The 12,778-nt window shown below is 63.9% G+C and carries 10 protein-coding genes; 4 read left to right on the forward strand and 6 right to left on the reverse strand.

Annotation, left to right across the window (positions count from 1 at the left end; translation table 11 throughout):
* Window positions 1–57: 57 nt before the first annotated feature.
* Both B0G80_RS11285 and B0G80_RS11290 read right to left on the reverse strand, forming a co-directional pair.
* A complete protein-coding gene (locus B0G80_RS11285; protein WP_116118038.1) occupies window positions 58–1,137 on the reverse strand; it encodes a cation diffusion facilitator family transporter in 1,080 nt (359 codons plus the stop codon).
* On the reverse strand, window positions 1,134–1,493 hold the full coding sequence (locus B0G80_RS11290) for a helix-turn-helix transcriptional regulator (RefSeq protein ID WP_116118039.1): 360 nt from the start codon (window positions 1,491–1,493) through the stop codon (window positions 1,134–1,136). The genes B0G80_RS11285 and B0G80_RS11290 overlap by 4 nt, the downstream gene beginning before the upstream one ends.
* A gap of 137 nt (window positions 1,494–1,630) precedes the next feature.
* Between B0G80_RS11290 and B0G80_RS11295 the strand changes: the two genes are divergently transcribed.
* A complete protein-coding gene (locus tag B0G80_RS11295) occupies window positions 1,631–3,478 on the forward strand; it encodes a tetratricopeptide repeat protein (protein WP_116118040.1) in 1,848 nt (615 codons plus the stop codon).
* A 112-nt stretch (window positions 3,479–3,590) separates the two neighbouring features.
* On the opposite strand, the gene B0G80_RS11300 is transcribed toward B0G80_RS11295, so the two are convergent.
* Window positions 3,591–4,892 (reverse strand): MFS transporter, encoded by a 1,302-nt coding sequence (locus tag B0G80_RS11300; protein ID WP_116118041.1) that lies wholly within the window; start codon window positions 4,890–4,892, stop codon window positions 3,591–3,593.
* Between the two features lie 301 nt (window positions 4,893–5,193).
* Here B0G80_RS11300 and B0G80_RS11305 point away from each other — a divergent pair, with 301 nt between their 5' ends.
* Entirely contained in the window at window positions 5,194–5,718 is a 525-nt protein-coding gene (locus tag B0G80_RS11305; protein WP_116118042.1) for a GNAT family N-acetyltransferase, read from the forward strand.
* Window positions 5,719–6,019: 301 nt separating this feature from the next.
* The gene (locus B0G80_RS11310; RefSeq protein ID WP_258878880.1) at window positions 6,020–7,144 is read left to right on the forward strand and encodes a hypothetical protein; all 1,125 of its coding nucleotides are present in this window, start codon (window positions 6,020–6,022) and stop codon (window positions 7,142–7,144) included.
* Window positions 7,145–7,225: 81 nt separating this feature from the next.
* Here the strand turns inward: B0G80_RS11310 and B0G80_RS11315 are convergent, their stop codons facing one another.
* The 3 genes from B0G80_RS11315 to B0G80_RS11325 form a co-directional block, all read right to left on the reverse strand.
* Window positions 7,226–7,951 carry a DUF2968 domain-containing protein gene (locus B0G80_RS11315; RefSeq protein ID WP_116119629.1) on the reverse strand — a complete coding sequence of 242 codons (726 nt, stop codon included), beginning with the start codon at window positions 7,949–7,951 and terminating at the stop codon, window positions 7,226–7,228.
* Window positions 7,952–8,476: 525 nt separating this feature from the next.
* A complete protein-coding gene (locus B0G80_RS11320; RefSeq protein WP_116118043.1) occupies window positions 8,477–9,973 on the reverse strand; it encodes a type 1 glutamine amidotransferase in 1,497 nt (498 codons plus the stop codon).
* 150 nt (window positions 9,974–10,123) lie between these two features.
* Window positions 10,124–11,881, reverse strand: a complete 1,758-nt coding sequence (locus B0G80_RS11325; protein WP_116118044.1) for a cation:proton antiporter — start codon at window positions 11,879–11,881, stop codon at window positions 10,124–10,126.
* 205 nt (window positions 11,882–12,086) lie between these two features.
* Between B0G80_RS11325 and B0G80_RS11330 the strand changes: the two genes are divergently transcribed.
* Window positions 12,087–12,776, forward strand: a complete 690-nt coding sequence (locus B0G80_RS11330) for a DUF2848 domain-containing protein (RefSeq protein ID WP_116118045.1) — start codon at window positions 12,087–12,089, stop codon at window positions 12,774–12,776.
* Window positions 12,777–12,778: the final 2 nt, after the last annotated feature.

The raw sequence follows: 12,778 nt of genomic DNA on the forward strand, positions 1-12,778 counted from the left end.
CGGTGCGCTGCATCAATCATGCGATTGGCCTGGGCTTACTGCGCACTCACGTTAGCCTCAATGCGCGTGCGGCGCATGATCCATTGCGCACCGATGATCCGTGGTGCCGAGGTCGACTTGCAGCGTGGCGTGATGCATCGAGAAATGTTCGCGCAGCGTGACGACGATCACGTCGAGCGACTCGTCGCCGGGGTGGCCGTCCGGCATCACCAGATGCGCGCTGAGCGCATTGCCGGTGGTCGATAAGGCCCACACATGCAGATCGTGCACATCGACGACGCCGGGCTGCTCCGCCAGATAATCGCGGATACTTTGCAGATCGACGCCGGGCGGCACGGCGTCGAGCGCAAGGCGCACCGAATCGCGTAACAGGCCCCACGTGCCGATCACCACGACCGCCACCACGAGCAGGCTCATGACCGGGTCGAGCCACGTCCAGTTGGTGTAGAGAATCACGAGGCCGCTCACCGCGACCGCCGCCGAGATGCCGGCATCCGCCGCCATGTGCAGGAAGGCGCCGCGAATGTTCAGGTCTTCCTTCTGCCCGCGCATGAAGAGCCACGCGGAAATCCCGTTGACCACCACACCGACCGTCGCGACGACGAACACCGCGAGCCCCGCCACCGGCGCAGGATTCATCAGCCGCCCGATTGCTTCGGCGACGATCACGCCGCACGCGAACAGCAGCAGCCCGGCATTGACGAGCGAGGCGAGAATCGACGAGCTGCCGTAACCAAACGTGTAGCGCGCCGACGGGCGACGGGTGGCGAGCCATGACGCGCCCCAAGCGAGCAGCAGTCCGAGCACATCGGAGAGATTGTGGCCGGCGTCGGCGAGCAGCGCGGTGGAATGCGCCAACACACCGTAGACGGCTTGCGCGATCACGATGGCGATGTTCAACACGACCGCGAGCGCGAACGCACGGCCGTGGCCTGCGACGGGAGCATGGGCGTGGTGATGGCCGGCGTGGCCGTGGGCGTGACTGTGGCCGCTATGACTGTGATCGTTGCCACTGTGATTGTGGCCGCTTTCACTGTGGCTGTGGGCGCCGTCCGCTTGACCGGCTTGGTCGGCGTGGCCCGAGGTGCGATCGTAACGGTCTGCAGCAACAGTGTTCGGAGTTTCCGGTTTCTTCATGACGGTTCCAGTGAATCATCGCCGGCCGGTTCGGCCACGTGTTCGAGCATACCGGCCAGCATCGCGCTGATATGACGGTCGGCGGCGAGATAGAAGACCTGCTTGCCCTGTCGCTCCGCGCGCACGATCCGCGCCGCGCGAAGCAGCCGCAAATGATGGCTCACCAGCGACGGCGACAAACCCAGCGCCTCGGCAATCGCCCCGACCGCGCGCCGCTCGTCGAGGCACGCAAGTACGATGCGCAAGCGCGTGGGGTCGCCGAGAAGGCGAAACAGATCGGCAAGCGGCACGATCGTGTCCACCGAGCGATCGTCAACGCTCGCACACGACGAGTTGGAAGCAAGGGAAGAAGCCATGGCAGGCGGTGCTGCGGAAGAACATATGAACATGTATTCATATGTTATAGATATTGGGACAACCAGTCAATTCGGAGCGCGGTCCGGCGAGTGTGGGAAAATGCGGCCTCTGCCTCACCCGAATGCCATCCCCCGTCATGCAACCTGTATTTGACCGCGCTTTCGCGGCGCATCGTGACGGCCGCCTCGACGACGCCGAACGCGGCTACCGCGCGACGCTCGACGGCAATCCCGCGCACGTCGATGCGTTGCACCTGCTGGGCGTTCTGCGCCACCAGCAGGGCCAGCACGCCGAAGCCGCCGAGCTCGTGCGGCGCGCGGTGAACCTGCGTCCGGAAGACGCCGCGCTGCAACTGAACCTGGGCAACGCGCTGAAAGCGCTGGGCCAGATCGACGACGCCATCGAACAGTTCCGCAATGCGCTGACGCTCGCGCCGTCGTTCCCGATGGCGCACTACAACCTCGGCAATGCGTACGCCGCCGCGGGCCGTCATGAAGACGCCGCCGACGCGTTCGAGAGGTCGTTGCGGCTGCAACCGGACGACGCTTCGTCGCACAATAATCTCGGCAATGCGCTGCACGCGCTCGGACGCCACACGGAAGCCATCGCCGCGTTCCGGCGCACGCTCGAACTGCGTCCCGGTCACGCCGGCGCGCTCAATAACATGGGCATGTCGCTGAACGCGCTCGGTCGCGCGGAAGAAGCGATCCCGTGTTTCGAGACGGCGTTGGCGGCCGAGCCGCGCTTCGTCGCCGCGCACTTCAATCTCGCCAACACCTTCGACGCCACCGGCCGCCATGCTGAGGCGGTCGCGTCGTTCAAGGCGGCGCTGAGCTTGCAGCCGAACCTGCCGCCGGCGATCTTCGGCATGGGGAATGCGCTCGCGGCATTGGGGCGCCACGCCGAGGCGCTTCCGTATCTCGAACGCGCCGTCGGTCTCGATCCGCAATTCGCGCTCGCGTGGCTGAGTCTGGGCACCGCGCACCAGGCGCTGGGCGCGCATGGCCCCGCCGTGCGCGCGCTGGATCAGGCGCTGCGTCTGCGGCCCGATCTCGCCTCCGCGCATATGAACCGCGCGCTCGCGTGGCTCGCGCTGCGCGATTTCACGCGCGGGCTGCCGGAGTACGAGTGGCGCCTGCAAACCATGGCGCAGCCGCTGATCCAGACGCTGCCGCGCTGGCACGGCGAGCCGATCGCCGAACGTACGCTGCTGGTTCACGCCGAGCAGGGTTTCGGCGACACGCTGCAATTCGTGCGCTTCGTCCCGCTGGTTGCGCAGCGTGCGGCGCGCGTGGTGCTCGAAGTGCAGCCGCAACTGCTGCCCTTGCTGGCTCCGGCCGCGCAAGCCTGGCGCGCGACGCTGATCGCCCAAGGCACGCCGCGTCCCGCCGCCGATCTGCAATGTCCGCTGCTGAGTCTGCCGCTCGCACTCGGCACGACGTTCGACACCATTCCGGACCGCACGCCCTATCTCAGCGTGCCGCCCGCCTACGGCCGCAAATGGCGCGGCTCGCTTGGCGGCCAGGCGAAGCGCAAGATCGGCATCGCGTGGTCGGGACGCATCCAGCAAAACGAAACGCGTTCGATGCCGCTCGCCGCGCTCGATCCGCTGTTCGCACTCGACGGCATCGACTGGATCGTGCTGCAGCCCGAGTTGAGCGCAGACGAACGCGTGGCGCTCGACGCGCATCCGCGCGCAGCGTCGATTCATCGCTTCGACAAGCGGATCGGCGACTTCGCGGACACAGCGGCGATCATCGAACGGCTCGACGCGGTGGTGTCGATCGACACGTCTATCGCGCACGTTGCCGGCGCGCTGCGCAAGCCACTGTGGTTGATGCTGCCGTTCGCGGCGGATTGGCGCTGGTTTGTCGGCGAAACACGCAGCCCCTGGTATCCGGGCGCGACGCTGGTGCGCCAGCCGCAACCCGGCGCGTGGGGTGATGTCGTCGAGGCCGTGGCGAACGAGTTGCGCAAGGGCTAGCGCGCACGCCGCCCGGCAAAGTCAGCCGTCGTCGCCGGGCACAAAACAAAAACCCCGCGTTCGTGAGAGCGCGGGGTTTTCTCTTGCCCGAATGAGTCAGGAAGTGTGAGGCTCAGGCCGTCCGATATTGATTGCGCGATTCCGGCGTGCGATACAGCACCAACGTCGCGATCAACCCGCAAATCGCCGCCACACCCAGGAACAGACCCGGCGCCGCCTTGTTGCCTGTGGAGTGAATCAGCAACGTCGAGATTGCCGGCGTGAAGCCGCCGATCGTCGTGGCGAGGCTGTAGGCGAGCGAGAAACCGGCGGTCCGCACTTCGACCGGCATGACTTCGGTCAGCGCCACGACCATGCCGCCGTTATAGCTGCCGTACAGGAACGACAGCCACAGTTCGACTTCCAGCAAGCGAGCGAACGACGGGTCCGCCACCAGCCACTGCAGCGCCGGATACGCGGTGATGATGGTGAGGATCGTGAACGTCAGCAACACCGGACGCCGCCCGATACGGTCGGACAACGCCCCCGCGAGCGGCAGCCAGATCAGATTCGACAGACCGATACAGACCGTGACGACCAGGGTATCGATCGACGACAGCTTCAATACTTCCTTGCCGAAGGTCGGCGTGTACGCCGTGATCATGTAGAACGACACCGTGGTCATGATCACCATGCCCATGCCGCCGAGCACGATGCCCCAGTTCGCGGCCATTGTCTTCATGATCTCGCCCATCTTCGGATGGTGTTTGCGCGCCTTGAACTCCTCGGTTTCCTGCAACGAACGGCGGATCAGGAACAGGAACGGCACGATCAGGCAGCCGATCAGGAACGGCACGCGCCAGCCCCAGGCGCTCATCTGGTCGGCCGGCAACATCTTGTTGAGGAACACGCCGATCAGCGCGGCGAACACCACGGCAACCTGCTGGCTGCCCGACTGCCACGCGCAGTAGAAGCCTTTGTTGCCCTTGGTGGCGATCTCGGACAGATACACCGACACGCCGCCCAGTTCGACCCCGGCGGAAAAACCCTGCAATAGCCGGCCGCCCAGAACGAGCACCGGCGCCAGCAAGCCGATCGTCGCGTAACCTGGAATCGATGCGACCGTGAGCGTGCCGAGCGCCATCAAGCCCAGCGTGAGGATCAGGCCTTTGCGCCGGCCGTGATGATCGATGTAAGCGCCGAGGACGATCGCGCCGAGCGGCCGCATCAGGAAGCCCGCGCCGAACACCGACAGCGACAGCATTAACGACGCGAATTCGTTGCCGTTTGGAAAGTAGGTCTTGGCGATCGCCGAAGCGTAATAGCCATAAACCATGAAGTCGTACATCTCAAGGAAGTTGCCGCTGACTACGCGGAAGACTGTCTTGACTTTGGATTCTTGCGATGTGGAAGTAGCGTGTGTCGCTGTTGACATGACATTCTCTGATAAGCCTGTCGCCACGCGGGAATCGGCGACGGCAGGCAATTGAAACGATCCACCGCGTTCGGCACGCGGACGCCTCGGACGGCTGCAAGAGAACGCGCCCGGGGCGCTGCATTCTCATGCTGAACGCATTGTTGCGATATCAGGGTAAACGCTGTGATTCACGTGGTAGCTGCTCCACGTAATGTTACCGTTGAAGCCGCTGTCGCGAAATGCATACAGTTTCCTTACATAGAATGGCCGGTCGTCGCGGTAAGATTTGCGGCCAGGCATTCCGTTGATCCCTACCCCGATGCGAACCACCCCCGCTCTTTCACTGCGCCCCGCCACGCTTGCGGATGCCGCGCTCATCGCTTCGATCCACACCACCAGCTGGCAGGCCACCTATCGCAACCTGTTGCCCGACGCATTTCTCGACGGCGAAGTGACGCGCGAACGTGCGGCCTATTGGGAAGCGCGGCTGAGCGCCCCCGGCGGTGAACGCCGCATCGTGCTGATCGCCGAACTCGCCGGCGAGCCGACGGGTTTTGTCTGCGTCGAACGTCAACCGGAGTCCGCGTGGGGCGTGCTGCTCGATAACCTGCACACGCTGCCGGGCTATCAGGGCATCGGTGTCGGCAAGCTGCTCATGCGTGCCGCCAAAGACTGGGCTCGCGCGCAAGGCGAAGCGCAACTCTATCTGTATGTGCTGGAAGGGAACGCGCCGGCAATCGGCTTCTATGAGCGGCAAGGCTGGCAGTTCGTCGGCGCCGAACCGGATCATATGGGCGGCGTGGATATTACAGCGTTGCGCTACGTCTACAGGCTCGATCGATAGGACAAGCGTCACCTGCCTGATGGTCGTCCAGAGTTGAGCGATCCTGGACGGATCGACATATCTTTTCGGAACCGTCCGATCCCGAGGTCCGCTGCTTCCCGGCATCATCCTTCGCACCCTGCTGGCTTCACAGTGACCCGCCCATGCGCCCATGTGCTTGTCCAGAGCACAACGCGGGTGTTCGGCGACGACGTACGGCGTGCATGTCTGGCGTTTCACGCGCATCGCACCGAGGCCTGAGACCCCGCAGATCCCGGGACCGCCGAGCGGCGGCCCCTTTAAGAGGCGCTGGAAACGACCGATGTCCACCATTCCTTTCACCCCGATCCAGGGCTATCTGGCCATGCCGCGCCTGCGTCCGCTGGGTCATGTGCCGGCACCCTTTGGCCGGGACTGGGCCCTGCTTCCGCCGGGCTACAGTTTGCGCACGGAACTCAAGGCACTCTACGCAGCCATGCTGCGCACGTTCTGCCTGAGCGACCAGGCCATTCGCTCGCTTTGCCGATGGTCGCAGTCGGAGCAACCGCGCGCGACTACGGTGCCGGCTCCGGTCCTCGAAAAACCATTCGACGCGGCCGCACAAATGGCTGCGGCCGCTGCGGCCGTCCCGCCAGTTCTGCCGCGTGCGTATGCAACGGCGGTACGCAGGTCCGACCACCACTGGAGTGCGTTGGCAGGCGGCGCCTGCGTGCTCGGCGGCGCTGCGATGCTTGGATGGATCGGGTTCGATCATCTGATGCATCCTGGCACCGTCACTCATATGGATGCCGCGGGCAAGGTCTCGCACGAACGCGACTCGCGGTCAGTGAAGGCTCAGCCACCGGCCGCAGTCAACGCTGGCGCCGCGGATAACGTCGCGGCAAGCAGGTCCGCGGCAGTCGCGGCATCAATGCCCGCGCTCTCGAATGCGGCGCCTGCATCCAGCTCTGCGGCGGCAGCGGCGTCGGTGTCGGTGCCTGCTTCGAACTCTGCCTCCACATTGCGCTTCGCTTCGCCGCATGTCTTCGCCGATAAGGCCGTCTCACATCGCCGTCAGGTCGTCCGCGAGCAAAGCCGCAAGCAACACGGACAAATTCACCCGCGCGTCGCGCGTTTCGTCGCCGCAAACCGACCATCGCACGCAATGGTGAGCGCCGCAGAGGCGACACGCAGCGCGGCCCCACAGGTCGCAGCGAATGCGTCGCCAAAGCTGTCGGCTGCCGGAGCTTATTCGCCGGTCGCTCCGGCTCGACTTGGCGTCGACGAATACGCGGGCGTAACCATGTCAGCTGCGACACATGTCCGCGATACCGTGCCAATGCCGCGCCGGTTCGTCAAACAATGCGTCCGGCACCAGCGGGACCGAATGGATGAACCATCTTTCACATCGGCGCGTGACCGACGTTCCGGATCAATTTGCGAAGTAAGCACCCACGCGACCGCATAGACGTCGCGTAGCAAAAAAGCCCGGCCAATTCATCCACGAATTGGCCGGGCTTCTTTACGTTCATACATTTACTTCTGAATCTTACTTCTGAATCGGCAATCCCATTTCGGTTTGCCGTTGCAGTTGCAGCACTTCGCCCTGCACCTGGCGTAGTTGCGCTTGCGCCCTTTCCTTTTCCGCGTGCAGCGTGGCCGCTTCGCCTTGCGTTTGACGCTGATAGTCGTTGACCTTGGCCTGCTGCGTGCGAGCCACTTCAAGATCGGCCTGCAAGCGTTTCGCGCGATCTTCGGACATTGCAATCACGTCTTCGATGTACGCCTTCTGCGCCTGCAACTGTGTACGGCGTATCTCGACATCCGCGAGTTGCGCCGTCTGCTGGGCAAAGCCCGCATAGATCGCTTCCGCGCGCGCCATGTCCTCGGACTTGATCACACGCCAGAAATGCTTGTCCTGAAATAACGCGACGTAGTACGTCATTTCCCGCGGATGGAAAAACAGACTGGCGCCGTAACTGCCGTTATACGTGGTGCGCAGTTCGCTCAGCTTCGCGTCGTGAATCATCTGCATCAGTTCGGCGACATTGCCTTGCGCATCGCCGGCCGTAGGCGACGTGGCCGACGCGCTTGATGCCGCGTTGCGCAGCGCCTCGGCGACAGGCTGCGGCGTCAGGGTATTGATGGCTGGCCGTGTACCGACCACCGGCGCGGTCTCGTCGCCTTGCGCGGCCAGCACGAAACCGCCCTGCTGCAATAGCGCACACGAGGTCGCGAGCAGCATGGCGCGCCGTATTAATAAGGGATACTTCATACGTGCATGCTCCATGCGAATCCAAAACAGCCGCAGATTATCGCGCGGATTCGCCGTTAAGCGAAGCATTGAAACGTCACGCCGACGGACTTTAAATCGAGATAAACGGCTGACGAATGATTTGATCAAGTCGGCGCGCCCGTCGCGAAATAAACGTATCCGGATACGACGAAAATGCGACGTTCCGCCTCGTGCGAATGACTTTTAATTTGCGTGACGGTGGCACGAACTCAGCCGTAAGCGGATGCGCAATATGGAGATAGAGCGCCTGGCAGCAAGATGCGCACAGTTCGACCAAGAAAACACTCGCATTCCTGATTATCTATCTTGGTAACGAGATGTCTGCGACTTCAAAGAACTCGTACTTCCGCATGCATCGGCATGCCGATGCGAGAGTCGAGCGAGAAACGAATTGGTAAAACAGCAGGAGAAAAACTCAAGAGGCGCACCGTTGCCAACCGCGGCGGTGCGCCTCCAACCAACGACCTGCTCAGCGAGCCACCCCGCCTCGCCAGCCAACGCGTCTTAAAACCGCGTCTCGCGCGCCACCCGCAGGAATGTATCGAGCAACGGCGTGCAGTCGAGCAACTCCGGCCCGCCCGCGCGATGAAACTCAGGATGCCATTGCACGCCCATTACGAACGGCGCGCGCCGGTAGCGCACGGCTTCGATGATGCCGTCCGACGCCGACACCGCTTCGATATTGAGATCGCGGCCGAGCGTCTTGACCGCCTGGTGGTGAATCGAGTTGACGATCGCATCGCGCCGGCCCGGGAACATGTTGGCGAGCGTCGAACCGTCCGGAAAATGAATGCCGTGCCGATGCTGATCGTAGTTCTCGTTGACGTGCGTGGCCGCCGTCGGCACATCGGTGGCGATGTCCTGATACAACGTGCCGCCGAACGCCACGTTGATCAGTTGACAGCCGCGGCACACGCCGAGCACCGGCTTGCCGGACTCGACGAACTCATGCAGCAGTTCGAGTTCGTACATGTCGCGCACGCGATCGCCCGGCCATTCGTGGCTGGTCGCCTGTTCCGCGTAGGACTGCGGCGAGACGTCGGCGCCGCCTTGCAGCAGCAGGCCGTCGAGATGCTTCGCGTAGTCGCGCAAACGGATATTGCTCGGATGCAGCATGCCCTGATGACCGACCGTCGGAATCATGAACACCAGCACGTCGCGCGACATCACCCAGTGCGCGATCGATTCCTCGAGATACTGCAAGGTCTTGCCGCGCAATCCCTTCGCACCCGGCTCGGGATGGAAGATACGCGCCGACACGCCGATGCGCAGCGTGCGCTGCGTGATCCGCTGGCCCGCGCGATCGAAAATCTGGCGCGCACGCGCCGCGACGATGCGGCCGAACACGGTCCACGCCGAATCGTTGTGCTTCAGATAGCGCGGCGGCGACGGCGGCAAGGCGTTGGGCGGCGGCGGGTTGGACGCGGTGAAGTCGGGCGCCGCGCCGAAACCGGGCGGCGGCGAGCCCGCCCGGCGCTCGGTGGAAGCCGGAATCTCTTCGTTCACTGTAACGTCTTCGACGGAGCTCACCAGCTCGCCGTCCGCGGGATCACTGCCGACAGTTGGCGACGGTCTCATCGCATGAACGCCGGCACGCCGCGCGTCCCGTTCATGAACTGCCGCTTCCTGCTTCGCGGTGGATGCCGCGGCCGCGCTGCGTGCTTCCGCCGCGTCGCGTTGCCGCGCCGTTTGCGGATCGGCGGGCGTGACCGCCGACGCGCTGTCGGGATCGTCCGTCGACGATCGCACGGCGGCCTCCTCGGCAGCCGGCGTCGCGGTGACCACAGCCGGCGTTGGCGTGGATGAAACATCCGGCGGCGTCACATCCTTGATCGGCGACTGGATGGCATCTTCGTGCGAGAGGGGTAGCGAGGCCGCCGGGTCGGGCGGCACGGAGCCGGCTGTCGACGCACCGGGCGTAGTGCCGGACGGCGCGGGCGACACCGAAGGCGGCGTGGGGTTGCCGGGCTTGCCGGCATTTTCAGGTTTGTTTTCGCTCATGACAGTCAGACAGGCGCCTTCCACGCGAACGAATGAATATGCCCTGATTATCCGCTAGCGAGCCAAGCGCCGCAAACCCGCACACAATTGCTCACATTGTCGCGGGCCGCCTGCGGAGTTCGGCCCGGAGAACCGCGAGGCAAGTCCGACTCAAGGATCCGGCTGCTCTTCGAAAGTCTCACGCAAGGCGATCTGCATGGCCGCGTGAATTTTCACGCACCAGCGCCACACCAGCGCGAGCAGTAATGCGGCGCAAACCAGCACTGCGCCGAGCAGGCCCGTCGGCGGTAGAATGCCGCCCGAAAGCGCCGCGACCAGCAGAAACACGCCGACCATCGAGACCACCGGCACCAGATCGGAGATCGTGTAGCGGATCGCGCTCGTGAAGCGCCCCGCCGTCGCCGGTTGCACGCTGACCTCGGCAAGCAGCAAGGCAAGCGACTTGAGCTTGCGATACACGGCGACGAGAAACGGCAGCGACACGACCAGCGCGACACTCCATAACACCACGCGCTGCATAGGCTCTGAACTCACCCAATGTGCGAGCCACGCACTGGTATAAGGCGCGCTATACGTCACGATCAAAAATATCGCGGCGACCAGCGCCAGATTGACAGCGATCTGCAGAATGATCCGCCGCGTCATGCTGAACAGCGTGGGTTCGCCGCTTCCCGTGCTCAAGCTGCGCAACCATTGCCCGTACATGCCGAATACGTTAGCGAGCGTGCGCGGCATGGCGTGACCGAGGCGCTGCGTCAGCGGGTCGGCCGCGCGGATCAGATACGGCGTGAACAACGTGGTCAACGCCGACACCGCCACCGCGATCGGATATAGAAACGCGCTGGTCACCTTCAGCGTCAAGCCGAGCGACGCGATGATGAACGAGAACTCGCCGATCTGCGAAACGGTCATGCCGACACGCATCGCCGTGCGGCCGTCCTTACCGGCGAGAAAGGTGCCGAGCCCGCACGACACGATCTTGCCGACGATCACCGCCACCGTGATCACCGCGATCGGCCATGCGTAGTCGACCAGCACGGCCGGGTTCAGCATCAACCCGATCGTCACGAAGAAGATCGCGGAAAAGGCGTCGCGCAGCGGCGCGATCAGATGCTCGATCCGATGCAGATGGCGCGATTCGGCCATGATCGCGCCGATCAGGAACGCGCCGAGCGCGATGCTGTAGTCGAGCTTCACGACCAGCAGACAAAAACCGAAGCAGAAGCCGAGCACGGAGACGAGCAGCATCTCGTCGCTCTTCGCGCGCGCCACGTAGTTCAGCGCACGCGGCACGACCAGAATGCCGACCACCAGCGACACCGTCATGAACAGCAGCAGCTTGCCGAGCGTGACCATGGCGACGCCCGCGCTCAACTGCCCCGTCTGCGCAATGCCCGACAGCAGCACCAGCATGGCGATGGCGAGAATGTCCTCGACGATCAGAATGCCGAACACCAGTTGCGCGAAGCTCTCGCGCTTCAGGCCCAGTTCGGAGAGCGCCTTGACGATGATTGTGGTCGACGAGATCGCGAGGATCGCGCCGAGGAACAGCGAATCCATCGAACTCCAGCCGAACGCGCTGCCGATCTCGTAGCCGATCCACAGCATCAGCACGATCTCGGAGAGCGCCGCGACGATCGCCGTCGCGCCGACCTTGAAGAGCTTGCGCAGGCTGAATTCGAGGCCGAGCGAAAACATCAGGAACACCACGCCGAGTTCACCGAGCGTCTGAATGGTCTGCTCGTCGTGGATCAGCTGGAATGGCGGCGTGTACGGCCCGATGATCACGCCGGCCGCGATGTAGCCGAGCACCACCGGCTGTTTCAGGCGATGGAACAGCACGGTGACGACGCCGGCGAGCGCCATCACGACCGCCAGGTCCTGAATGAAGCCGATGCCATGGTGCATGGATACGTCCCTTACAAAAAGTAATATTGAAAACGCAGTTTAGCAAAGGAGCGCGACACCCCGCCTCGCATCGACGCTCGAAGAAATGGCATTGGCGGCAAGCCGCGCCCCTCACCCGCGGCGTCCGCAAGAATGTTTTTGGCGCGCTGGACTCCTGTGAAATATCACAATAATATTTGCAGAATATTTTCTCTGGAGTTGAGTAATGCAGCAGGTGTCCTTCAATGTTGTAGACCGTTCCGGCGGTAGCTGCGCCGCGATCGCCGAGGTGAATCGCCTGACCATTGCCGGCTGGGCCGGGCGCGATCAGGCCGCGATCGAGCATCACATCGCCGAACTGGCTGAACTCGGCGTGAAGCGGCCGTCCACCACGCCGTGCTTCTACCGCCTCGGCGCGGAACTGCTGACGCAGGCCGAGCAGATCGACGTGGTCGGCGTGAAGTCGAGCGGCGAAGCCGAATGCGTGCTGGTGCAGACAAAGACGGGCTTGCTCGTTACCGTGGGTTCGGATCACACCGACCGCGAAGTCGAGGCCTACGGCGTGACCGTCTCCAAGCAGATCTGCCCGAAACCCTTGGCGCGCGACGCCTGGCGTTTCGACGATGTGGCCGGCCACTGGGATCAGCTCGAGCTACGCGCCTTCGCAGTCACCCGCACCGGCGAGCGGCGCGTCTATCAGCAAGGCAGCGTGGCATCGCTGCTGCCGGCCGCCGATCTGCTCGCGCGCGCGCCGCTCGCGCAAGGCGCGGCGATGTTCTGCGGCACGCTGGCGGTACAGGGCGGCATCGTCGGCATGGCCGACGGCGACGCGCTCGAACTCGAATTGCACGATCCCATCCTGAACCGCACGCTGCGCCACGCCTATCGCGTGCGCGCGCTACCTATCGTCGAATGAGG

Source organism: Paraburkholderia sp. BL6669N2 (assembly GCF_003387275.1).
Classification (GTDB): Bacteria; Pseudomonadota; Gammaproteobacteria; order Burkholderiales; family Burkholderiaceae; genus Paraburkholderia.